Raw genomic sequence first — 22,475 nt, 5'->3', positions numbered from 1 at the left:
GCCCGGAACCATGAACCAGCAACTCGCGGGCTACGCCCCGACCCCGGTCACGGCCCGCATGGAGAACCACGGCCGCTCCATGCTCAAGGTCGCCATGGCGACCGGCCAGGACCTCTACGCGCGCACCGGCTCGATGGTCGCCTACGAGGGCTTCGTATCCTACGAGCCCAACCCGCCCGCCGTCCGGCAGTTCGCCCAGCAGTGGCTCACCGGCGAGGGCGCGCCCGTCATGAAGTGCTCCGGCGACGGGCTGCTCTACCTCGCCGACTACGGCGCGGACGTCGTCGTGATCAACCTCCAGAACGACTCGATCTCCGTGAACGGCTCCAACGTGCTCGCCTTCGACGCGCACCTCCAGTGGGGCGTCGAGCGGGTGAAGGGCCTCGCCAAGTTCGCCGGGCAGGGCCTGTTCAACGTGGAGATCGCGGGCACCGGCTGGGTCGCCCTCACCTCCCGTGGCACGCCGATCGTCGTCGACTGCGGCCGCGGCGAGGACGAGACGTACGTCGACCCCGACGCGCTCGTCGCCTGGTCGCCCGGGCTCAAGGTGAAGGGCAAGCGCAGCTTCAAGGCCTCCTCCCTCATCGGACGGGGCAGCGGCGAGGCCTACCAGATGGCCTTCTCCGGCCAGGGCATCGTCGTCGTACAGCCGAGCGAGGACAGCACCGACCGCCTGCGGGTCCGGGGCTGAGGGGGAGCGAGAACACATCATGCAGAGCCCGCTTTTCAACCACGCCGAACAGCAGAGCCAGGAGCGCTACGTCATCCAGAACCCGCAGCTGCTGCGGGTCACCCTGGGCGGCTCGGACGACATCCTGGCCCGCAAGGGCGCCATGGTCGCCTACCAGGGACTCGTCGACTTCGACGGCGAGTACCAGACCCCGAACCAGCGCCGGGCCCGCGCCCGCACCGGTGAGGGCCTCGACCTGATGCGCTGCTCCGGGCAGGGCACCGTCTACTTCGCCAACCTGGCCCAGTACGTCCACGTCGTCGACATCGAGCAGGACGGCCTGACCGTCGACAGCTCCTACGTGCTGGCGCTCGACTCCACGCTGCACACCGAGGTCATCGCCGTGGACAGCCAGTACGGCGTCTCCGGCACCGGCAAGTACCAGCTGAACATCACCGGCCGCGGCAAGGTCGCCCTGATGACCTCCGGCCAGCCGCTGATGATGCAGGTCACGCCCGACAAGTACGTCAACGTGGACGCGGACGCGATCGTCGCCTGGTCCACCGGACTGCGGGTCCAGATGCAGGCGCAGACGGTCAACAGCAGCGTCATGCGCCGCCGCGGCAACACCGGCGAGGGCTGGGAGCTCAGTTTCCTCGGCCAGGGCTTCGCCCTGGTGCAGCCGAGCGAGGTCATGCCGCCGCAGAACGCCGCCGTCGGCCAGGGCGTCGCCGCCCAGTTCGGCGTCGGTCAGCACGGCTCGCGCGCCCAGAACCAGAACAACGTCTGGAACTGAGCCTCCTCACGGCACAGGTAAGGGGCGGTCGCTACGGCGACCGCCCCTTACCGCTACGCCTCCGCCGATCGGCGCTACAGCCGCCTCAGCGTGTTCTCCAGGAGCCGGACCACCGAGGTGTCCGCCACGCCCGCCACCTCGTCGTACGCGAACCAGCGCAGGTCCAGCGACTCGTCGCTGATCTCCGCCACCGCGTCCGCCGGCGCCAGCGCCGCGTACTGCACGTCCAGGTGCCAGTGGCAGGGCGCCGGGATCGGATGCCGGTCGAGCCGCACCGGGCCGCCCGGCAGCAGTGTCAGACCCGTCTCGATCCCCGACTCCTCGCGGGCCTCGCGCAGCGCCGCCTCCTCCAGCGTCGCGTCCCCCGCCTCGCAGTGGCCACCCATCTGCAGCCACATGCCCAGCTTCTTGTGCAGGGTCAGCAGCACCCGCCCGCGCGAGGGGTCGATCACCAGCGCGCTGCTGGTGAGGTGACCCGCCTGGCAGGGCTTGTACATGCCGTCCGGATGGGCCGAGAGGTGCTCCAGGTAGACGTCACGGAGCTCCGGCTGGTCCCCGTACTCCTTCAGTACCAGGACCGCGTCGTCGTACAGGCTCACTCCTTGTCGCCCTCGCCGTCGCCCTTGCCCTCGGCGTTCCCGCCGTCACCCCTGGCGGCCTCGCCCAGCATCTTGTCGAGCTCGGAGAAGTCCATGTGCTCGCGGTGCACGAAGCCGTCCGGGTCGTCCAGGTCGGTCGCCGTCGGCAGCATGTCCGGGTGCTCCCACAGGCCGTCCCGGCCGTCCACCCCGCGGGCGTCCGTCAGCGAGGCCCACAGGCGCGAGGCGTCGCGCAGCCGGCGCGGGCGCAGCTCCAGACCGATCAGGGTGGCGAAGGTCTGCTCCGCGGGGCCGCCCGTCGCCCGGCGCCGGCGCAGCGTCTCGCGCATCGCGTCCGCCGAGGTCAGCCGTGCCTTGGCGGCCTCGTGCACCACCGCGTCCACCCAGCCCTCGACCAGCGCGAGCGCCGTCTCCAGACGGGCCAGGGCCGCCTTCTGCTCCGGTGTGTCCTCCGGCTGGAACATGCCCTGCTGGAGTGCCTCCTGCAGCTGCTCGGGGTGCGTCGGGTCCAGCTGGCCCACCGCCTCCTCCAGCTTGGAGGTGTCGACCTTGATGCCCCGCGCATAGCCCTCGACGGCGCCGAACAGATGCGAGCGCAGCCACGGCACATGCGCGAAGAGGCGCTGGTGAGCGGCCTCGCGCAGGGCCAGGTACAGCCGCACCTCGTCCGCCGGGACGCCCAGGTCCTTGCCGAAGGCCGCCACGTTCAGCGGCAGCAGCGCCGCCTTGCCGGCCGGGCCCAGCGGCAGGCCGACGTCCGTCGAACCGACGACCTCGCCCGCGAGCACGCCCACGGCCTGCCCGATCTGCTGGCCGAACATGGCGCCGCCCATGGAGCGCATCATGCCGATCAGCGGGCCCGCCATGGCCTGCATCTCCTGCGGCAGCACGTCGCCCATCGCCGCGCCGACCCGCTCGGCGACCGGGTCGACCAGCTGCTGCCAGGCCGGCAGCGTCGCCTCGACCCACTCGGCGCGGCTCCACGCCACGGCGGTGCTCGCGCCCGAGGGCAGCGAGGTCACCTGGTCCAGCCACAGGTCGGCCAGGCGCACCGCCTCCTCGACCGCGGACCGCTCGGCCGGGCCGACGCTCGCGTCCTTGGTGCCGTCGGACGTGCCCTGCGCCACCACCTGGCGCGCGATCTGCTTGGCCATGTCCCAGTTGACCGGCCCGCCCTCGTAGCTGAGCATCTGGCCGAGCTGCTGGAAGGCCGCCCCCAGGTCCTGGGGGTTCAGCGAGCCGAACATCGCCGCGAACGGATTGTCCGCGCCGCCCGGTCCGCCCATCCCGGGCAGCCCGCCGAAACCGAACGGATCGCCGCCGCCCTGACCACCGGACCCCTGGCCACCTCCGGCGGGGTCCTTCTTCTTGCCTTCGTCGCCGTTCTCCGGCTCCTCCGGCGGAAGGCCGAATCCGAATGGGGTGTCACTCACAGGTTTCCTCGGCTCGTAGGGCCGCCGGCGTGATACCGACGGCGGGTTCTCGGCTCGGCTCGCCTCCCCGACTCCACACCACCAGCGTAGGTGGTGGTTCGCCGGTCGGGCCGGGCCCGCGACCCGGCCCGACCGGCGAGCCACCACCCGACATCCGCACCGGATCCGGGCTCGGTGCTCCGCCGGGCCGTGGCCTGCGGCAGGATGGACGCCACCTGGTACGTACGCGTCATTCGGGTACGTACTGAAGACAACCGCTGGAGACGCCCGGTGAGTTCCCCAGATCCTCAGGTTCGCGGAGCGCGAAACCCCTCAACCAGGTCCGCCGCGCGCGGCCCCGTCGTCGCGGTCACCGGTGCCGCGTCCGGCATCGGCGACCTGCTGACCCGGCGCCTCGCCGCGTCCGAGGAGATCAAGCAGGTCATCGCCATCGACGAACGCCGCGGCGAGGTGTCGGAGGCGCAGTGGCACATCCTCGACGTGCGCGACCCGGCCATCGCCGAGAAGCTGCGGGGCGCGGACGTCGTCGTGCACCTCGCGGTCGACCTCGACCTGGAGACCGACCCGGCCGCGCGCACCGCCTTCAACGTGCGCGGCACACAGACCGTCCTGACGGCCGCCGCCGCGGCCGGGGTGCACCGGGTGGTGCTGTGCACCTCCGCGATGGTCTACGGCGCGCTGCCGGACAACGACATCCCGCTCTCCGAGGACGCCGAGCTGCGCGCCACCGCCGAGGCCACCGGCGTCGGCGACCTCCTGGAGATCGAGCGGCTCGCCCGGCGCGCCCCGCGCGCCCACCCCGGGCTCAACGTGACCGTGGTCCGTCCCGCGATCCTGGTCGGCGGCACGGACACGGCGCTGACCCGCTACTTCGAGTCGCCGCGCCTCCTCGTCGTCGCCGGATCGCGCCCCACCTGGCAGTTCTGCCACGTGGACGACCTGGTCAGCGCGCTGGAGTACGCGGCCCTGGAGAAGGTCGACGGCGAGTTCGCGGTGGGCTGCGACGGCTGGCTGGAGCAGGAGGAGGTCGAGGAGCTGTCGGGCATCCGGCGCATGGAGCTGCCCTCGGCCGTGGCCCTCGGCGCGGCGGCCCGGCTGCACCGGATCGGCCTCACCCCGTCCCCCGCGGGCGACCTCGCCTACACGATGCACCCCTGGGTGGTCAGCGTCGGCCGGCTGCACGACGCCGGCTGGCGGCCGCAGTGGACCAACGAGGAGGTGCTGGCCGCGCTCCTGGAGGAGGTCCAGGGCCGGCACACCGTCGCGGGGCGTCGCCTCGGCCGCAAGGACGCGACGGCCGCGGGCGCGGCCGGTGCCACGGTGGCGCTGCTCGGCACGGCGGCCCTGGTCCGGCAGATGCGGAAGCGGCGCGGCCTGTAGGACCCTCCTACGGAGATTCCGGCCGGCCGGTGGAAAACGCTATTCCGCGCTGTCGGTGCCGTACGGCACGATGGATGGCATGGCAGACATGCACGCCCACGCCGACGACCACCCCGGCGAGCGGGCCGCGGACGACCCGATCAAGCTCCTCGCGATCCGTGACACCCCGCTCTCGGTCGACGAGGTCTTCCGCGCGGTCGGCGACGACGCGGCCGGCGGTACGACCCTGTTCGTGGGCACCGTGCGCAACCACGACGGCGGCGCCGACGTCGACGCGCTCGGCTACTCCTGCCACCCCACCGCCGAGGCCGAGCTCCGCCGTGTCGCGGAGAAGGTCGTCGCGAACTACCCGGTCCGAGCCCTGGCCGCCGTCCACCGGGTGGGCGACCTCCATGTGGGTGACCTCGCGGTGGTCGTCGCGGTCTCCTGCCCGCACCGCGGCGAGGCCTTCGAGGCCTGCCGCAAGCTGATCGACGACCTGAAGCACGAGGTCCCGATCTGGAAGCACCAGAAGTTCTCGGACGGCACCGAGGAGTGGGTGGGGGCCTGCTGAGCGCCTGCCCGACGGTCTGGGGGTGCCCCCGGCCGAAGGCTGGGGGAGGGTGGGGGCCTGCTGAGCGCCTGCCCGACGGTCTGGGGGTGCCCCCGGCCGAAGGCTGGGGGAGGGTCGGCGCCTGCTGAGCGCCCGCCGGACGGGCCTGCTGAGGGCTCGCCTTTACCTCCTTCGGCCGCAAGGCGCCACGCCGACCAGGTGTAGTCGAACGCCCCGATTTGCGTAACCGCCCCCCAGGCGTGAGCGTTGGTCTCGCGGATGAATAATCTGCTGATCAACTCACTTGAGGATCATTGGGGATGGGAGGTCGGGATGGCAGCGCTCGCCTGGTTGCTGATTCCGGTTTTCGCAGTCGTCGGCGCGGCGATATGGGGAAGCTGGGCTTCGCGGAACAAGACCATCGGTGACGTCGCCGAGCTGGCGGGCTATGCGCGCTTCCGGGACGCCATGGAGCGGTCCCACGCCACCACGACCACCCCCGCCTCCGCTTCCGTCCGCCCGGAGCGTGAGACCACCCCGGCGGCGACCACCGGCTGATCCCGTACGGACCGCCCCGGGGGTGCACTCACAGGCCGGTCCCGTACTGTCGTTCCATGCCACGCCGCACCGCGACGATGCTCGCCTCCACCCTGGTCCTGATCACGCTGCTCTGTGTCGGCGTCCTCATTCCGGTGCCGTACTCGGAGATGAGCCCCGGCCCCACGGTGAACACCCTCGGTGAGGCACGCGGCGAGCCGGTCCTGCAGATCTCCGGTCACCAGACGTACCCGACCACCGGCAACCTCAACATGACCACCGTTCGGGTCACCAGCGCGGACTACAAGATGAACGCCGTCGAGGCGGTCTACGGCTGGCTCGCCCACGACAGCGTCGTGGTCCCGCACGACACGCTCTACCCGGACGGCAAGACCGAGGAGCAGTCGAGCCAGGAGAACGCCGAGGAGTTCAGCCAGTCCCAGGAGAGCGCCAAGGTCGCCGCCCTGAAGGAGCTGGGCATCCCGGTCACCACCCGCGTGGTCGTCGCGACCGTCGTCAAGGGCACCCCCGCCGAGGGGGAGCTGCACGCGGGCGACGTGATCCGCGCCGTGGACGGCACGGCCGTCAAGGAGCCCGGCGACGTGTCGAAGCTGGTCACCCAGCGCAAGCCGGGCCAGGACGTGGTCTTCACGATCGTCCCGGCCAAGGAGGCCGCCGCGGCGGAGAAGGCCCACAAGGACGCCACCACCACCCGGAAGGTGGTCATCACGACCACCAGGTCGGAGGAGGGCGACCGGGCCATCGTCGGCATCCAGGCCGGCACCGACCACGTCTTCCCGTTCACCATCGACATCAAGCTCGCCGACGTCGGCGGCCCCAGCGCCGGCCTGATGTTCGCGCTCGGCATCGTCGACAAGCTCACCCCGGAGTCGCTCACCGGCGGCAAGTTCGTCGCCGGCACCGGCACCATCGACGACAAGGGCAAGGTCGGCCCGATCGGCGGCATCGAGATGAAGCTGGTCGGCGCCCGCAAGGCCGGCGCCCGGTACTTCCTCACCCCGGCCGAGAACTGCGCCGCGGCCGCCGCGGACACCCCCGACGGCCTCACCCTCGTCAAGGTGAACACCATCGACGACGCGACGAAGTCGCTGGAGAAGCTGCGCAGGGGCGACACGGCGTCCCTGCCCAGCTGCTCCCACGGCTGAGCCCGGCGGGCGGCGGCCTACGACGCGAAGGTCGCCGCCAGCGCGTCCGCGAGCCCCGGCACCAGGTCGGGGCCGGTGAGCACCTCGTTCGGCGAGTCCTTCTCGCGCAGCCGGATCGCCGCCTCGCGGGCCCCGTCCCGCAGCACGGCCACGGTCATCCGCACCTCCTGGCGGTCGGGGTGAGCGGCCACCCACTTAGCGAGCCCGGCCTCGTTCAGGCCCTTCGGCACGGCGGCCTCCGCCGACGGCGGCAGCATCAGACGCTCCACCGTGAGCGCGCAGCCGGCCACGGCGTCGGGCCAGGCGATGGTGCCGAGGAACTCGTCGAGGGGCTTGCCGGCCGGCAGCTCCTCCTGCTCGATCGGTGTGTACGCGGTGGTGTCGTCGCCGCCGACACCCAGCTGGGCGGCGAGCCGGGGCTCCTGGGCGCGCAGCCTGGCGGAGTCGACGAGGGCGAACAGCCGGGCCGGCCGGTCCCAGCCGAGGCCGGACGCGTACTCGTCGATCTCGAGCACGGCGCGGGTGAGGGGGCTCGCGGCCATCGGAGGGCCGGAGGGGGAAACGTTGGACATGAGCAATATCCTGCCTCGTCTTTCCCGGGAGACGGGAACTAGGTAAAGCCTCAGTAAGTTGCATCAGTGGGCTCTACGATCGCGGAGCCTGCTTAGAACGCAGTGAACGCACCGTTCTCACGCATCAACCTCGAGGGGCGCACGTTGGCTTTCCAGATGCCGGACCGCGGAGGCGGCACAGGTCCTTCCGGGCCAAGGATCAGGGTCGGCCGGCCCTCCCGGCGCGCCCGTACGCTGCTGATGACGCTGGGCGTCCTCGCCGTCCTCGCCATGGCGTTCGTGATGTTCGCCGGGTTCTGGACGGACTGGCTGTGGTTCCGCTCGGTCCACTACTCGTCCGTGTTCACCACCACGCTCTGGACGAAGATCGGCCTCTTCCTGGTCTTCGGTCTGCTCATGGCGCTGGCCGTCGGCCTGAACATCTGGCTGGCGTACCGGCTGCGGCCGCCGCTGAGCGCGATGTCGCTGGAGCAGCAGAGCCTCGACCGGTACCGGATGGGGCTCGCGCCCTTCAAGAAGTGGGTGCTGATCGCCGTCACCGCCCTGGTGGGCCTGATCGCCGGCGCCTCCGCCTCCGGCCAGTGGCGCACCTGGCTGATGTGGGTGAACGGGGTCTCGTTCGGCGAGAAGGACCCGCAGTTCCAGCTGGACGTGGCGTTCTACGCGTTCGACCTGCCCTGGTACCGCTTCCTGCTGGCCTTCGGCTTCGCCGCCACGATCCTGTCGCTGATCGCCGCCGCCCTCACGCACTACCTGTACGGCGGTCTGCGGATCACCAGCCCGGGCGGCCGCGCGACGGCCGCCGCCACCGGACACCTCTCGGTGCTGCTCGGCGTCTTCGTCTCCCTCAAGGCCGTGGCGTACTGGCTCGACCGGTACGGCCTGGCCGTGAAGTCCAGCGACTTCAAGGCGACCGGCAACTGGACCGGCCTGCGGTACGTGGACGCCAACGCGTATCTGCCGGCGAAGACGATCCTGTTCTGCATCGCCGTGATCTGCGCGGTGCTGTTCTTCGCCACCCTGTGGCGGCGCACCTGGCAGCTGCCGGTGATCGGCTTCGGTCTGATGGTGCTCTCGGCGATCCTGATCGGCGGCCTGTACCCGGCCATCGTGCAGAAGTTCCAGGTCCAGCCGAACGAGCAGGCCAAGGAAGCGCCGTACATCAAGAAGAACATCGACGCGACGCGCAAGGCCTACGCCATCGACTCCACCAAGCCGGAGGAGTACTCGGGCAAGTCCACGGTCAAGGCCAAGGACCAGCTCCGCGCCGACGCCGACACGGCCGCCAGCTACCGGCTCGTCGACCCGAACATCGTGTCGCCGACCTTCCAGCAGCTGGAGCAGAAGCGGAAGTACTACCAGTTCCCGCTGACCCTCGACGTGGACCGCTACCAGGGCAAGGACACCGTGGTCGGTCTGCGTGAGCTCAACATCCGGGGCATTCCGAAGCGGAACTGGATCAACGACCACTTCACCTACACCCACGGCTACGGCGCGATCATGGCCACGGGTACGCAGACGGACGCCAACGGCTCCCCGGTCTTCACCGAGCAGGGCCTGCCGACGACGGGCCAGCTCGGCCCGTACGAGCAGCGCGTCTACTACGGCGAGAAGACCGACCAGTACTCGATCGTGGGCGGGCCCCAGAAGGAGCTCGACTACGAGGAGAACGGCGAGAAGACCACCAGCTACGCGGGCAAGAGCGGGGTCAACCTCTCCAACGCCTTCAACCGGGCCGCCTACGCGGTCGCGTTCAGCGAGCCGCAGATCCTCTACTCGGGGGCCATCGGCGACGGTTCGCGGATCCTCTACAACCGCACCCCCAAGGAGCGGGTCGAGGCCGTCGCGCCGTGGCTGACCATCGACGGCGACGCCTACCCGGCGGTCGTGAACGGGCGCATCCAGTGGATCGTCGACGCGTACACCACCACCAACGGCTACCCGTACGCCTCCCGTACGACGCTGGGCGAGAGCACGGCCGACGCCCTGACGGTCGGCAACCAGCAGCGCGCGGTGGTCGCCCAGCAGAACCAGGTCAACTACATCCGCAACTCGGTGAAGGCCACCGTCGACGCCTACGACGGCACGGTGAACCTCTACCAGTGGGACACGAAGGACCCGGTCCTCAAGACGTGGATGAAGGCCTTCCCGGACACGGTGAAGCCGCGCTCCGAGATCAACCCCGAGCTGATGGCGCACCTGCGCTACCCGCAGGACATGTTCAAGGTCCAGCGTGAACTGCTCACGCGCTACCACGTGCAGGACCCGGCGCAGTTCTACAGCGGCTCGGACGCCTGGCAGGTGCCGGACGACCCGACCAACAAGGACGGCAACGCGGTTCCGCCGTACTACCTGAGCATCAAGATGCCCGGGGACCAGTCCCAGCGCTTCTCGCTGACGACGACGTTCACCCCGAACGGCCGGCCCAACCTGGGCGGGTTCATGGCGGTGGACGCCGACGCCAACAGCAAGGACTACGGGCGGATAAGGCTCTTGAGGGTCGGGGAGGACGTGCCGGGCCCCCAGCAGGTCCAGAACAAGCTCAACAGCCTCCCGTCCGTGGCCACGTTCGTCCGTGACATGAAGGGTGCCGACTCCGACATCCTCTACGGCAACCTGCTCACGGTGCCGCTGGACGGCGGCTTCCTGTACGTGGAGCCGGTCTACGCCCAGGGCCGCAACCTGCCGTACCCGCTGCTCAAGAAGGTCGCGGTGTCGTACGTGGACGCGGACCAGCCGGAAGGGGACACCACCAAGGACACCACGGTGTTCGAGGACAACCTGACGGCCGCGCTGAACGCGGTGTTCGGCGTCGAGGGCACCGCCCCGCCGACGACCCAGCCGCCGGGCACCACCAAGCCCCCGACGCCCCCGACGACGAACGACGCCGCGCTGAAGCAGGCCATCGCGGACGCGCAGAAGGCGTACGACGACGGCGAGGCGGCGCTGCAGAAGGGCGACTGGGCGGCCTACGGCAAGGCACAGGACGCCCTGCAGGACGCGCTCAAGCGGGCGGCCGACGCCGGAGCGAAGCTCCAGAGCGGGACGGGCACCGGCGGGACCGGGCCCGGGCCGAAGGCGACCCCCAGCACCTCGGCGAGTCCGCCGGCCGCCCCGGCAGGCTGATCAGCGGTCAAGCGCTGCCCCCGCGTCGTGATAGCGTGTGAACACAACGACGCGGGGTGGAGCAGCTCGGTAGCTCGCTGGGCTCATAACCCAGAGGTCGCAGGTTCAAATCCTGTCCCCGCTACTGCGGACAAGGCCCGGATCCAATGGATCCGGGCCTTCGTCGTGCCCCGAAGAGCGGTATGGATGGGGTGAGTTGACGCGAGACGTGTTTGACTTGTCTCTCTGTGGGCATGTCGACAAAACGCTGAAGTGACCTCACTGGCTGCGGTATACGAGGTGTACGCGGGTTGCAGGTGGTGCGACGATGGTATTTATGGGGGACAGGGCAACTCTGTTGGAGACAGGGCGGTTTGTGCAGCGGCATTCCGGAAACGCCGCAGACGAGATCATCGAGGCCGCGGGGGCCGTCGATGAGGCCGTCGACACCACTGCCGAGAACGAGACCGAGGCCGAGACCGAGGCCCGCCACCGGCGCGCCGCCGAGAGCGGTGACGCCGCAGCCATGAGCGTCCTCGGCGCACTGCTGCTGCGCCGCGGCGACCTGGACGGCGCCGAGCCGTATCTGCGCGGGGCCACCGCACAGGGCGACCGCGCCGCCGCCAACAACCTGGGCGTCCTGCTGCACCAGCGGGGCTACCCGGACGAGGCAGCCGGCTGGTGGCGGGTCGCCGCCGTCGCCGGCTCCGCACCCGCCGCGCACGCCCTCGGGCGCCACCACCGTGAGCGCGGCGACGAGCCCGGCGCCGAGTACTGGCTGCGCCAGTCGGCCGAGCAGGGGCACGCCCTGGGTGCCTACGCCCTCGCCGACCTCCTGGAGCACCGCAGCGACGTCGGCGCCGAGCGCTGGCTGCGCGCCGCTGCCGAGCAGGGCCACCGCGAGGCCGCGTACCGGCTCGCCCTCGCCCTGGAGCGGCGCGCCACGGAGCCGGCCCGCGGCCCGCACGCGTACGACACGGCCACCGGCCTGCGCACCTCGGCCGCCGACGCGCCCGGCGCCGCCAAGGCGGCTCCCGCGCCCCGGTCCGCCGCGCCCGAGCCCACGCCGCCCAAGGGCGGGCTCGCCGAGGCCGAGCAGTGGTTCCGGCAGGCCGCCGCGCGCGGTCACCGCCGGGCCGCCCTGCACCTCGGCGCGCTCCTGGAGAAGCGCGGTGAGCTCAAGGAGGCCGGCCGCTGGTACCTGACCTCCGCCAAGGACGGTGAGGCCAAGGCCGCCTGCGCGCTCGGCTTCCTGCTGCGCGACGCGGGCGACGAGGAGAGCGCCGCCGTGTGGTGGCTGCGCGCCGCCCAGGACGGCGACGGCAACGCCGCCAACGCGCTCGGCGCGCTGCACGCCGCCCGCGGTGAGCAGCAGACCGCCGAGCGCTGGTACCGCGCGGCCATGGACGCGGGCGACGTGAACGGCGCCTACAACCTCGGGCTGCTCTGCGCCGCCCAGGAGCGCACCGCGCAGGCCGAGCAGTGGTACCGGCGGGCCGCCTACGCCGGCCACCGCGAGGCCGCCAACGCGCTCGCCGTCCTGCTGCTCCAGGCCGGGGACGCCAACGGCGCCGAGCCGTGGTTCTCCAAGGCCGCCGAGGCCGGCAGCGTCGACGCCGCGTTCAACCTCGGCATCCTGCACGCCGGACGCGACGACGACCGCACCGCGCTGAGCTGGTACGAGCGCGCCGCCGCCGCCGGGCACACCGAGGCCGCCCTTCAGGTCGGCATCGCGTACCTGCGCGACGGCGACGAGCAGGCCGCCGAGCGCCATCTGCGGTGCGCGGCGGGCGGTGGCAGCGCGGAGGCGGCCTTCCGGCTCGCCTCGGTGCTCGACGCGCGCCGCCCGGCGCCCGGCCCTCCGGCCCTCGGCGCCCCGCGCGAGGAGAAGAGCGAGTGCGAGGAGTGGTACGAGCGCGCCGCCGAGCAGGGACACCGCCGGGCCCAGGTGCGGGTCGGGATGCTCGCCGCCGGCCGCGGCGACGTGGCGGAGGCGGCCCGCTGGTACCGGGAGGCGGCCGAGGCCGGCTCCCGCAACGGCGCCTTCAACCTGGGGCTGCTGCTCGCCCGCGAGGGCGGCGAGCGCGAGGCCGCCCTGTGGTGGACCCGCGCCGCGCACGCCGGCCACGGCCGGGCCGCGCTCCGGCTCGGCCTGCTCGCTGCGCGCCGCGGGGAGCTCGCCGAGGGGCGCCGCTGGTGCGCCCGCGCGGTGGAGCTCGGCCCGGCGGAGGTGGCGGAGCGGGCGGCACGGCTGAGCGAGGCGCTGCACCAGGAGCTCACGGCGTAACGCGGCTCACATGGTTCACCCGCTGAACCGATTTGCTCTGCTCCGAACGGTCCCGTAAGGTTGGGTTCACCGACGCGGGGTGGAGCAGCTCGGTAGCTCGCTGGGCTCATAACCCAGAGGTCGCAGGTTCAAATCCTGTCCCCGCTACTCAGTAGCACGAAGGCCCGGATCCGGAGACGGATCCGGGCCTTCGTCGTTCCTCGGCCCCGTCGCGCGGGAGACGGGAAAGCCCCCGCCGTCGGCGGGGGCTTCGTGTCGTGCGGGGTCAGGCCGTGGTGGCGCAGCTCGGGCAGATGCCCCGGTAGGTGACCTCGACGTCCGAGACCGTGAAGCCGAAGCGCTCCGAGTCGGGGAGGTCGGCCAGCGGGTTGCCCGCCGGGTGGACGTCGCGGATCGCGCCGCAGCGGGCGCAGACCAGGTGCTGGTGCGGCCGGTGGGCGTTCGGGTCGTACCGCTTGGCGCGGCCGTCCGTCGCGACCTCGAGGACCTCGCCGAGCGTGACCATCTCGCCCAGCGTGTTGTAGACGGTGGCCCGCGAGATCTCCGGCAGGCGCTCCACGGCGCGGGCGTGCACCTCGTCGGCGGTCAGGTGCACGTGATCGCCGTCGAGCACCTCGGCCACGACACGACGCTGCGCGGTCATCCGCCAGCCGCGGCCGCGCAGTCGTTCCAACAGGTCACTCATGGGGTCAGGGTAACAGCCGCCGCAAGCGAGTCCCGAACCGATGTGATATTGGACGGGGGATTGACTTGGACAATGTCCATTGTAGGATCGACTTCCGCCTGATGTCCGAGGACGAGAAGGCCACTTCGGCAGGCGGCTCGACGCCGCGGTCCAGGCCCTCCGTGGCCGGGAGCGCCTGCTGAGGAGGAGAGGGCCGGACCCCGTACCGTACGGGGCCCGGCCCTCTTTCATGCCCCGGGCCGCCGTCAGACGGGCAGGCGGTCCGGTGTCCAGCAGCGGATGATGTCGCGCACGGAGACGATGCCCACCGGGCCGTGGTCGTCGAGGACCACGAGGTGGCGGAATCCGCCGCGGGTCATCGCGTCCGCGGCCTCCTCCAGTGTCCAGGTCGAGGCGGCGAAGACGACGTCGCGGGTGGTGTGGGCGTCGGCGGTCTCGTGGTCGGGATCCCGGTCCCGGCCGATGGCGTTGAGGATGTCGCGCTCGGTCAGGATTCCGAGCCCGCTGGTGTCGGTGTCGAGGACGATCGCCGCGCCGACGCGTCGCGCCGACATCAGGCGCGCCGCCTGGCGGAGGGTGTGGGCCGGGCCGATGGTGAGGACCACCGTGCTCATGGCGTCTCGGACGAGCATGAAGGGGACCACCTCCTGTTCGAGAACTCTTTCACAAGTTCACAAATGGGGGGAGTCTCAGAGTGACAGCAGGACGGGCACCCAACAAGAGGGCGCGCATGGCGCGCGAGGGCGCACGCGCGCCCCGCGGAGGGCGCCGGTCGGGATCCGGCCCCGGGTCATCCGGCCCGGGCGGTCAGCCGCCCAGGTAGCTGAGCAGCTCGCCGTGCAGCAGTCCGTTGGACGCCGCCGCATTGCCGCTGTGCGGGCCGTGCCGGCCGTCCAGGCCGGTGTAGGTGCCGCCCGCCTCCTGGACGACGATCGCGACGGCCGCCATGTCCCACAGCGACAGCTCCGGCTCCGCGCAGATGTCGACCGAACCCTCGGCCACCATCATGTACGGCCAGAAGTCGCCGTACGCCCGGGTGCGCCACACCGCGCGGCCGAGGTCGAGGAAGTTGTCGAGCCGGCCGAGCTCCTCCCAGCCGGTCAGGCTGGAGTACGCGAACGAGGCGTCCTCCAGGCGGCCGACCTTCGACACCCCGATCCGGGTCGCCGAGGCCAGGCTGCGGCCGGTGTACGCGCCGAGCCCCTTCGCCGCCCACCAGCGACGGCCGAGCGCGGGCGCCGACACGACGCCCACCACCGGCTGGAAACCGGTCTCCCCGGCCTCCATGAGCGCGATCAGGGTCGCCCACACGGGCACCCCGCGCACGTAGTTCTTGGTGCCGTCGATCGGGTCGATCACCCAGCGGCGCGGGCCGGTGCCCTCGACGCCGTACTCCTCGCCGAGGATCGCGTCCCGCGGCCTGGCGCGCTGCAACTGACCGCGGATCAGCTCCTCGGCGGCCCGGTCGGCCTCGCTGACCGGGGTCATGTCGGGCTTCGTCTCGACCTTCAGGTCGAGCGCCTGGAACCGGTCCATGGTGGCCGCGTCCGCGGCATCCGCGAGGACATGGGCGAGACGCAGATCGTCGTGGTAATCGGCCATGGTCGAAACTCTATCCCCCGGACAGGGGTCGGCCGGCGCCGGGCCTTGACAGTGCGTGGTCACGCGTCAACGCTGTGCGCAGAACCGACCTGGCCGGGAGGCGACGATGCCGACTGCCCGTAAGCCTCCGAGGGCGCCGACCGCCCGAGAGGCGCTGCTCGACACGGCCCTCGCGGCCCTCGGCGCGCTGCCCTGGTCCGCGGTGCGGATGGTGGACGTGGCCGCCGCCGCGCGGGTCTCCCGGCAGACCCTCTACAACGAGTTCGGCAGCAAGGAAGGGCTGGCCCGCGCCCTGGTCCGGCGCGAGGCCGACCACTATCTGCGGGGCGTCGAGACCGTCCTCGCCGAGCCGGGGCCGCCCGGCCGCCGACTGGTCGCCGTCGCCGAGTGGACCGTCGCCGCGGCCGCCGCCCGGCCCGTGCTCCGTGCCCTGCTCACCGGCGCCTGGGGCGAGCGGCTGCCCGTCCCGCGGCCCGCGCGCGCCGGGGCCCGCGCCGCCGCCGTACCCGAGCAGCGGCGCGCCGACGCCGGCGTGCCGTCACCGGGCGAGCTGCTCGTCCAGGCCAGGGACCGGGCGGCGGCGCTGCTCGCGGACGATCCCGAGGCCGCCGTCCGCTCCTGCGAACTGGCGCTGCGGCTCGCCCTCTCGTACGTCGTGGCCTCCGCGCAGGCGATGGCTCAGTGCGCGGAACCGGACAGCTGGAGGCCGATGACGCCCACGATCACCAGCGTGATCGAGACGATCTTGAGCGTGGACACCAGGTCGCCGAGGAACACCATGCCGTAGATCGCCGTCCCCGCGGCCCCGATCCCGGTCCACACGGCGTAGGCGGGGCCGACGTCGAGCCTGCGCAGCGCGAGCGTCAGCAGACCGAAGCTGCCGAGCGCGAAGCAGGCGAACGCGACGGTCGGCCACAGCCGGGTGAAGCCGTGCGAGAGCTTGAGGCACACCGCGAACCCCGTTTCGAGGAGCCCGGCGACCACCACCAGCAGCCACGCCATCGTCAGTGCCTCCCACGCCGTCGGTGACTGCTTCGTCGCACTTGGTGCGATTATGCACTTACCAGGAGTCCGCATCCGCAAACGTGAGCGAGCGCCGTGACGCGCCGTCAGTCCCCTTCGCGGCGCTCCCGGGTGGCGAGCAGCCGCCGCAGCGAGAACAGTCGCGCCGGATCGGCGTGCCCCTCCTCGACCCAGGCGTCGAGCGCGCAGTCCGCCTCGTCGTGCGAACAGGCCCGCGGGCAGTTCTCCGTACCCGGCTCCAGGTCGGGGAAGGCGTGGATGACCCGGGACGGGTCGACGTGGTGCAGCCCGAACGAGCGCACGCCGGGCGTGTCGATGACCCAGCCGTCGGCCTTGGCCAACGGCAGGGCGAGCGCCGAGGTGGTGGTGTGCCGGCCGCGGCCGGTCACCGCGTTCACATGGCCGGTGATCCGCCGCCGCTCCTCCGGCACCAACGCGTTCACCAGGGTCGTCTTGCCCACGCCCGAGTGCCCGACGAAGGCGGTCACCCGGTCGCCCAGGTGCTCCCGCACCCGGTCCGCCGCCCCGCCGTCGTACAACTCCTCGCGGTTGACGACGACGTACGGGATGTCGAGGGCGCCGTACAGCTCCAGGATCTTCTCCGGCGGCGCCAGGTCCGACTTCGTCAGGACCAGGAACGGGTCGAGCCCGCCGTCGTAGGCCGCGACCAGACAGCGGTCGATCAGCCGGGGGCGCGGCTCGGGGTCGGCGAGCGCGGTCACGATCGCCAACTGGTCGGCGTTGGCGACGACCACCCGCTCGTACGGGTCGTCGTCGTCGGCGGTCCGGCGCAGCACCGAACTGCGCTCACCGATCCGCACGATCCGGGCGAGCGTGTCCTTCTCGCCGGACAGGTCGCCCACCAGGGAGACCCGGTCGCCGACCACGGCCGCCTTGCGGCCCAGCTCGCGGGCCTTCATGGCGAGGATGACCCGGTCGTCGACCAGGCAGGTCAGCCGGCCGCGGTCGACGGTGAGGACCATCCCCTCGACGGCGTCCTCGTGCTTGGGGCGGATGTTCGTCCGGGGACGGTTGCCCTTGCGGTTGGGGCGCTGGCGGATGTCGTCCTCGTCGGTGCGCTTGCCGTAGTGCCGCATGGCTCAGGCCCCGAGCATTTCGGTCCACATCCCCGGGAAGTCGGGCAAGGTCTTCTCGGTGGTCCGCACGTTCTCGATCTCCACGCCCTTCACGGCGAGGCCGATCAGCGCGCCCGCGGTCGCCATCCGGTGGTCGTGGTACGTGTGGAAGACCCCGCCGCGCAGCGGGCGCGGGCGGATGTGCAGCCCGTCCTCGGTCTCCGTGACGTCACCGCCGAGCCCGTTGATCTCCTTGGTGAGGGCGGCGAGGCGGTCGGTCTCGTGGAGTCGCAGATGGGCCACGCCGCGCAGGGTGGACGGGGAGTCGGCGAGGGCCGCGACGGCCGCGATGCCGGGGGTCAGCTCGCCGACCTCGCCCAGGTCGATGTCGATGCCGTGGATCCGGCCCGAGCCGGTGAAGGTCAGGCCCCGCTCGGTGAGCTCGCAGGATCCACCCATCGCGGTGAAGATCTCCCGCAGCGCGTCACCCGGCTGGGTGGTCCGCTCCGGCCAGTCCGGCACGGTGACCCGTCCGCCGGTGACCAGGGCCGCGGCCAGGAACGGCTGCGCGTTCGACAGGTCAGGCTCCACGACCAGGTCGCGGCCGAGCAGCGCGGACGGCGCGACCCGCCACACGTCGGGCTCCCCGCCGTGCTCCGGCTCGTCGACCTGGGCGCCGACCGCGCGCAGCATGTCGACCGTCATCCGGATGTGCGGGAGCGAGGGCAGCCGGTCGCCGACGTGCCGCACCTCGACGCCGTGGTTGAAGCGCGCGCCCGACAGCAGCAGGGCGCTCACGAACTGGGACGAGGAGGAGGCGTCGATCTCCACGACACCGCCCTCCAGACCGCCGCCGCCGTGCACGGTCATCGGCAGCGCGCCGCGCGCGTCGTCGTCGATCCGGGCGCCGAGCGCGCGCAGCGCGTCGATCACGCCGTGCAGCGGGCGCTCGTGGGAGCGCGGGTCGCCGTCGAAGCGGACCGGGCCGTCGGCCAGGGCCGCCACCGGCGGCAGGAAGCGCATGACCGTGCCGGCGTTGCCGACGTCCACGGTCGCCGGTCCGCGCAGCCCCGCCGGGATGACCCGCCACGCCTCGCCGCCGCCCTCCGGGTCCCCCGCGACGGAGGAGCTGGACGACACGGTCTCCTCGATCTTCACGCCGAGGGTGCGCAGCGCCTCCGCCATGAGCAGGGTGTCGCGCGAGCGCAGCGGCCGGCGCACCCAGCCGGGCTCGGCGGCGAGCGCGGCGAGCACCAGGGCCCGGTTGGTGACCGACTTCGATCCGGGCACGGTGACGGTGGCGTCGACGGGGCCACCCGCATACGGGGCGGGCCAGAGGCCGGTGAGCGGATCGATGGACGCGGAGCTTTCGGTCATGCCCTCACTGTACGGGGGTACGGGAGGCCCGCGACCCGCCCGCTACAGGCCGAGCAGCCAGCGCCCGCCGCCGATCAGGGAGCAGATCGAGACCGCGTGGAAGAAGAACAGCCACAGCGCCGGCGGCACGTGGGTGAGCCTGCCGAGCTGGTCGGCGTCCGAGTCGCCGGCCCCGCCGTGCCGTCGCTTGGCCTGCAGCTCGAAGGCCGGCCGCACCCCGCCGAGCAGCAGGAACCAGACCGCCGCGTACGCGAACACCGACTGCACGTCCGGGGAGGTCAGCCAGGACACCAGGACGAACAGGCCGCCGGTGAGCAGCACGGTGAAGATCCCGTACGCGTTGCGGACCATGACCAGCAGCGCCACGAGCAGCGCCGTGGCCAGCCAGAGCAGCAGGGTGATCCGGTGCGTGGAGAGCAGCGCGGCGCCGCCGAGGCCCAGCAGCGGGGCGGCGGTGTAGCCGGCGGCGGCCGTGAGGATCATGCCGATGCCGGTGGGGCGGCCCCGCGAGACGGTGAGGCCGCTGGTGTCCGAGTGCAGCCGGATCGACTGGAGCCGCCGCCCGGTGGCGATGGCGACCAGGCCGTGGCCGCCCTCGTGCGCGATGGTGATCGCGTTCCGGGACAGGCGCCATATCGGCCGGGGCAGCACCGCGGCGAGGGCCGCGACCGCCGTGGCGATCACGATCCACTCCGCGGGGGCGGGCTGGGTGCCGAGGACTTCTGGCATTTCGTGGACGGCTCCTCGGTCGGGGTCGGGACCGTGGCAGTGTGGCACTTATGTGCGGACGGTATGCAGCGAGTCGGCGGCCCGAGGACCTCGTGGACGTCTTCGAGGTCGAGAAGTGGGAGCCGACGGAGACCCTGGCCCCCGACTGGAACGTGGCCCCGACCAAGGAGGTCTACGCGATCCTGGAGCGTCCCCTGAAAGACGCGGAATCGCGGCGGCCGGTTCGCCAGATGCGCGCCCTGAAGTGGGGCCTGGTGCCGTCCTGGGCGAAGAGCCCGGAGGGCGCCGCCCGCATGATCAACGCCAGGTCCGAGACCCTGCACGAGAAGCCCTCCTTCAAGAAGGCCTTCGCGGCCCGCCGCTGCATCCTGCCGGCGGACGGTTATTACGAGTGGGTGACCGGCGCCGCCGAGCGCGACCTGGAGGTCGAGGGGAAGCGGAAGCGGCCCCGCAAGCAGCCGTACTTCGTGACCCCCGCCGACGGATCCGTCTTCGCCATGGCCGGCCTGTACGAGTTCTGGCGGGACCGGACCCTGCCCGACGACCACCCGCAGGCCTGGTGGGTGACCTGCTCGGTGGTCACCACGGAGGCGGAGACCGCCCCGCTGGGCGTCGCCCCCGCCGAGGGCCCGCACGCCCTCGCCGACATCCACCCCCGGATGCCGCTCATGCTCACCGCCGACCAGTGGGACGCCTGGCTGGACCCGGCCCGCACCGGTCCGGACGAACTGCGCTCGCTGCTCGCCCCGCCGCCCGGGGGCCTGATGCGGGCCTACCCGGTGTCGACGGCGGTCAGCAACGTACGGAACAACGGTCCCGAACTCCTCCAGGAACTGGAGGGACCGGAGGAGGGGACCCTCTTCTGAAGTCCGCTCCCGAGCGTGTTTCCGGGACCCGCGCGCGTGGCACGGCGGTGCAGGATGGAGGCGTGACGAAGAGCGAGACCGTTCCGACCGACGCCGGGGACGCCCGGATCACCTGGGTCGCCGCCAAGAAGCCCTGGACCGTCCTCGCCGTGAGCCACGGCGCCGGCGGCGGCATCGAGGCCCGCGACCTGCAGGCGCTCGCCGCCGCGCTGCCCGCCGAGGGCGTGACCGTGGCCCTGGTCGAGCAGCCCTGGCGGGTGGCCGGCAAGAAGGTCGCCCCCGCGCCGAAGACCCTGGACACCGGCTGGCGCGGGCTGTGGCCCGCGCTCGCCGCCCCCGGTCTGCCGGTGATCTCCGGCGGACGCAGCGCCGGCGCCCGGGTCGCCTGCCGCACCGCCGGCGAGCTCGGCGCGAGCGCCGTGCTCGCCCTCAGCTTCCCGCTGCACCCGCCGGGCAGACCGGAGAAGTCACGGGCCGACGAGCTCCTGGGCGCCGGCGTCCCCACCCTCGTCGTCCAGGGCGGCAACGACCCGTTCGGCAAGCCCGCCGAGTTCCCGGCCGGCCCGTACGCCCTCGCCGAGGTCCCGTACGGCGACCACGGCTTCGCCGTGCCGAAGCGCGCGACGCTCACCCAGGAAGAGGCACTGGACGTGATCGTCCGCGAGGTCTCGGGGTGGATCGCGTCCCTTCGGTGACCGCGCGGGCGGCGCGGGAATGCGGAGCGGGGGACGTCTGTTGTGACGGACATCGGTGCCGGAAAGAGCAAGGAAGAGGGAGTCCGTCCTATGGGTTCGACCATCTGCCCGGAGCGCCCGCAGGCCGCTGACCTCGACTGGACGGTGCTGCCCGGGCCGAGGACCGCCCCTATTCGGGCGGCGGGCGGAGCGGTTCCTCGTCTATCCTCCGAAGCGAGCGGGTCCGCGTTCGGATTCGCCGCAGCGCTGGAGGAGGTGGGTCCGGTCACCGGGACCGACACAGGGACCGACGAAGGCCCCGAGGAGACGACCGAGGAGCGCAACGCGCGCTTCGAGCGGGACGCCCTCGGCTACCTGGACCAGATGTACTCGGCCGCGCTGCGCATGACGCGCAACCCCGCGGACGCGGAGGACCTGGTGCAGGAGACCTACGCGAAGGCGTACGGGTCCTTCCACCAGTTCCGTGAGGGCACGAACCTCAAGGCGTGGCTGTACCGCATCCTCACGAACACCTTCATCAACTCGTACCGCAAGAAGCAGCGCGAGCCCCAGCGCTCCGCCGCCGAGGAGATCGAGGACTGGCAGCTCGCCCGCGCCGAGTCGCACATGTCGACCGGACTGCGGTCCGCCGAGTCGCAGGCGCTCGACCACCTTCCCGACTCCGACGTGAAGGAAGCGCTGCAGGCGATCCCCGAGGAGTTCCGCATCGCCGTCTATCTCGCCGACGTAGAGGGCTTTGCGTACAAGGAGATCGCGGACATCATGGGTACGCCCATCGGTACGGTGATGTCCCGGCTGCACCGGGGCCGCCGCCAGCTGCGCGGCATGCTCGAGGACTACGCCCGTGAGCGCGGGCTGGTTCCCGCGGGCGCCGGAGAGTCGACGCACGATCTGAAAGGCTCGGGCTCATGAGCTGCGGAGAGCCGCACGAGACGGACTGCTCAGAGGTCCTGGACCATCTCTACGAGTTCCTCGACCGTGAGATGCCCGACGGCGAATGCACCAAGTTCGAGGTGCACTTCGAGGAGTGCTCCCCGTGCCTGGAGAAGTACGGCCTGGAGCAGGCGGTCAAGAAGCTGGTCAAGCGCTGCTGCGGCAGTGACGACGTGCCGACCGACCTGCGCGCCAAGGTGATGGGGCGGATCGAGCTGATCCGCGAGGGTCACCTGCTTCCCGAGCAGGACGTCACGGCGACCCCGCAGGAGCAGTAGCCGCACGCGTACCGAAGGCCGGGCGAGTCCCTCGCCCGGCCTTCGGCGTGCCCGACCCGGTGTGTCCGTCGTCTGATCCGCTTGTATCACCCGATGTGGCGAATCGGTCCGGCTCGCCCGCCGCCACCGCACCG

Annotated in this window: 23 protein-coding genes and 2 tRNA genes; 15 read left to right on the top strand and 10 right to left on the bottom strand. The window is 72.0% G+C overall.

Annotated elements, in window-relative coordinates:
* Positions 1-10 precede the first annotated feature (10 nt).
* Together ACIGXE_RS18645 and ACIGXE_RS18640 are read left to right on the top strand one after the other, a co-directional pair.
* Positions 11-691, top strand: a complete 681-nt coding sequence (locus ACIGXE_RS18645; protein WP_399748640.1) for an AIM24 family protein — start codon at positions 11-13, stop codon at positions 689-691.
* Between the two features lie 19 nt (positions 692-710).
* Positions 711-1,466 (top strand): AIM24 family protein, encoded by a 756-nt coding sequence (locus ACIGXE_RS18640; protein ID WP_399748638.1) that lies wholly within the window; start codon positions 711-713, stop codon positions 1,464-1,466.
* A 74-nt stretch (positions 1,467-1,540) separates the two neighbouring features.
* Here the strand turns inward: ACIGXE_RS18640 and ACIGXE_RS18635 are convergent, their stop codons facing one another.
* Together ACIGXE_RS18635 and ACIGXE_RS18630 are read right to left on the bottom strand one after the other, a co-directional pair.
* The gene (locus tag ACIGXE_RS18635; protein WP_399748636.1) at positions 1,541-2,065 is read right to left on the bottom strand and encodes an NUDIX hydrolase; all 525 of its coding nucleotides are present in this window, start codon (positions 2,063-2,065) and stop codon (positions 1,541-1,543) included.
* Positions 2,062-3,498 carry a zinc-dependent metalloprotease gene (locus ACIGXE_RS18630; RefSeq protein WP_399748635.1) on the bottom strand — a complete coding sequence of 479 codons (1,437 nt, stop codon included), beginning with the start codon at positions 3,496-3,498 and terminating at the stop codon, positions 2,062-2,064. Before ACIGXE_RS18630 ends, ACIGXE_RS18635 begins: the two co-directional genes overlap by 4 nt.
* Before the next feature lie 270 nt (positions 3,499-3,768).
* On the opposite strand from ACIGXE_RS18630, the gene ACIGXE_RS18625 reads away from it, so the two are divergent.
* From ACIGXE_RS18625 to ACIGXE_RS18610, 4 genes are all read left to right on the top strand, one after another.
* Complete coding sequence (locus ACIGXE_RS18625; protein ID WP_399748633.1) at positions 3,769-4,878, top strand: SDR family oxidoreductase; 1,110 nt, start codon at positions 3,769-3,771, stop codon at positions 4,876-4,878.
* Between the two features lie 79 nt (positions 4,879-4,957).
* The gene (locus ACIGXE_RS18620) at positions 4,958-5,431 is read left to right on the top strand and encodes a molybdenum cofactor biosynthesis protein MoaE (protein ID WP_399748631.1); all 474 of its coding nucleotides are present in this window, start codon (positions 4,958-4,960) and stop codon (positions 5,429-5,431) included.
* A 312-nt stretch (positions 5,432-5,743) separates the two neighbouring features.
* Complete coding sequence (locus tag ACIGXE_RS18615; protein WP_399749090.1) at positions 5,744-5,968, top strand: hypothetical protein; 225 nt, start codon at positions 5,744-5,746, stop codon at positions 5,966-5,968.
* A 56-nt stretch (positions 5,969-6,024) separates the two neighbouring features.
* The gene (locus ACIGXE_RS18610; RefSeq protein WP_399748628.1) at positions 6,025-7,113 is read left to right on the top strand and encodes a PDZ domain-containing protein; all 1,089 of its coding nucleotides are present in this window, start codon (positions 6,025-6,027) and stop codon (positions 7,111-7,113) included.
* 17 nt (positions 7,114-7,130) lie between these two features.
* Here the strand turns inward: ACIGXE_RS18610 and ACIGXE_RS18605 are convergent, their stop codons facing one another.
* On the bottom strand, positions 7,131-7,685 hold the full coding sequence (locus ACIGXE_RS18605) for a PPA1309 family protein (protein ID WP_399748626.1): 555 nt from the start codon (positions 7,683-7,685) through the stop codon (positions 7,131-7,133).
* Between the two features lie 156 nt (positions 7,686-7,841).
* On the opposite strand from ACIGXE_RS18605, the gene ACIGXE_RS18600 reads away from it, so the two are divergent.
* The 4 genes from ACIGXE_RS18600 (at position 7,842) to ACIGXE_RS18585 (ending at position 13,224) form a co-directional block, all read left to right on the top strand.
* Positions 7,842-10,811 carry a UPF0182 family protein gene (locus tag ACIGXE_RS18600; protein WP_399748624.1) on the top strand — a complete coding sequence of 990 codons (2,970 nt, stop codon included), beginning with the start codon at positions 7,842-7,844 and terminating at the stop codon, positions 10,809-10,811.
* A 50-nt stretch (positions 10,812-10,861) separates the two neighbouring features.
* A tRNA-Met gene (locus ACIGXE_RS18595) sits at positions 10,862-10,935 on the top strand.
* 183 nt (positions 10,936-11,118) lie between these two features.
* Positions 11,119-13,077 (top strand): tetratricopeptide repeat protein, encoded by a 1,959-nt coding sequence (locus ACIGXE_RS18590; protein WP_399748622.1) that lies wholly within the window; start codon positions 11,119-11,121, stop codon positions 13,075-13,077.
* Between the two features lie 73 nt (positions 13,078-13,150).
* Positions 13,151-13,224, top strand: a tRNA-Met gene (locus ACIGXE_RS18585).
* 118 nt (positions 13,225-13,342) lie between these two features.
* On the opposite strand, the gene ACIGXE_RS18580 is transcribed toward ACIGXE_RS18585, so the two are convergent.
* From ACIGXE_RS18580 to hisN, 3 genes are all read right to left on the bottom strand, one after another.
* Positions 13,343-13,762: a Fur family transcriptional regulator gene (locus ACIGXE_RS18580; RefSeq protein WP_399748620.1), complete on the bottom strand. Its 420-nt coding sequence runs from the start codon at positions 13,760-13,762 to the stop codon at positions 13,343-13,345.
* Positions 13,763-14,007: 245 nt separating this feature from the next.
* Complete coding sequence (locus tag ACIGXE_RS18575) at positions 14,008-14,394, bottom strand: cyclic nucleotide-binding/CBS domain-containing protein (protein ID WP_399748618.1); 387 nt, start codon at positions 14,392-14,394, stop codon at positions 14,008-14,010.
* A gap of 175 nt (positions 14,395-14,569) precedes the next feature.
* On the bottom strand, positions 14,570-15,364 hold the full coding sequence (hisN, locus tag ACIGXE_RS18570; RefSeq protein WP_399748615.1) for a histidinol-phosphatase: 795 nt from the start codon (positions 15,362-15,364) through the stop codon (positions 14,570-14,572).
* A gap of 106 nt (positions 15,365-15,470) precedes the next feature.
* Here hisN and ACIGXE_RS18565 point away from each other — a divergent pair, with 106 nt between their 5' ends.
* The gene (locus ACIGXE_RS18565) at positions 15,471-16,151 is read left to right on the top strand and encodes a TetR/AcrR family transcriptional regulator (RefSeq protein ID WP_399748613.1); all 681 of its coding nucleotides are present in this window, start codon (positions 15,471-15,473) and stop codon (positions 16,149-16,151) included.
* On the opposite strand, the gene ACIGXE_RS18560 is transcribed toward ACIGXE_RS18565, so the two are convergent.
* The 4 genes from ACIGXE_RS18560 to ACIGXE_RS18545 form a co-directional block, all read right to left on the bottom strand.
* The gene (locus tag ACIGXE_RS18560; RefSeq protein ID WP_399748611.1) at positions 16,043-16,366 is read right to left on the bottom strand and encodes a DMT family transporter; all 324 of its coding nucleotides are present in this window, start codon (positions 16,364-16,366) and stop codon (positions 16,043-16,045) included. The genes ACIGXE_RS18565 and ACIGXE_RS18560 overlap by 109 nt on opposite strands.
* Before the next feature lie 107 nt (positions 16,367-16,473).
* Positions 16,474-17,484 carry a ribosome small subunit-dependent GTPase A gene (rsgA, locus tag ACIGXE_RS18555; protein WP_399748609.1) on the bottom strand — a complete coding sequence of 337 codons (1,011 nt, stop codon included), beginning with the start codon at positions 17,482-17,484 and terminating at the stop codon, positions 16,474-16,476.
* A gap of 3 nt (positions 17,485-17,487) precedes the next feature.
* On the bottom strand, positions 17,488-18,840 hold the full coding sequence (aroA, locus tag ACIGXE_RS18550) for a 3-phosphoshikimate 1-carboxyvinyltransferase (RefSeq protein ID WP_399748606.1): 1,353 nt from the start codon (positions 18,838-18,840) through the stop codon (positions 17,488-17,490).
* 42 nt (positions 18,841-18,882) lie between these two features.
* Positions 18,883-19,569: a M50 family metallopeptidase gene (locus ACIGXE_RS18545; RefSeq protein WP_399748604.1), complete on the bottom strand. Its 687-nt coding sequence runs from the start codon at positions 19,567-19,569 to the stop codon at positions 18,883-18,885.
* 50 nt (positions 19,570-19,619) lie between these two features.
* Between ACIGXE_RS18545 and ACIGXE_RS18540 the strand changes: the two genes are divergently transcribed.
* The 4 genes from ACIGXE_RS18540 to rsrA all read left to right on the top strand — a co-directional run bounded on the left by ACIGXE_RS18540 (position 19,620) and on the right by rsrA (position 22,341).
* Entirely contained in the window at positions 19,620-20,435 is an 816-nt protein-coding gene (locus tag ACIGXE_RS18540; protein ID WP_399748602.1) for an SOS response-associated peptidase, read from the top strand.
* Positions 20,436-20,497: 62 nt separating this feature from the next.
* Positions 20,498-21,130, top strand: coding sequence for an alpha/beta family hydrolase (locus ACIGXE_RS18535; RefSeq protein WP_399748600.1), 633 nt, complete (start codon positions 20,498-20,500; stop codon positions 21,128-21,130).
* Positions 21,131-21,385: 255 nt separating this feature from the next.
* The gene (locus tag ACIGXE_RS18530; RefSeq protein WP_399749089.1) at positions 21,386-22,042 is read left to right on the top strand and encodes a sigma-70 family RNA polymerase sigma factor; all 657 of its coding nucleotides are present in this window, start codon (positions 21,386-21,388) and stop codon (positions 22,040-22,042) included.
* The gene (gene rsrA / locus ACIGXE_RS18525) at positions 22,039-22,341 is read left to right on the top strand and encodes a mycothiol system anti-sigma-R factor (RefSeq protein WP_399748598.1); all 303 of its coding nucleotides are present in this window, start codon (positions 22,039-22,041) and stop codon (positions 22,339-22,341) included. Before ACIGXE_RS18530 ends, rsrA begins: the two co-directional genes overlap by 4 nt.
* Positions 22,342-22,475 lie beyond the last annotated feature (134 nt).

Origin of the sequence: Streptomyces sp. NPDC053431 (assembly GCF_044544925.1) — a bacterium.
In the GTDB taxonomy this organism is placed as follows: domain Bacteria; phylum Actinomycetota; class Actinomycetes; order Streptomycetales; family Streptomycetaceae; genus Streptomyces.
Note: the sequence above shows the minus strand (reverse complement) of the source record. Positions and strands in the feature narration are given on the sequence as shown.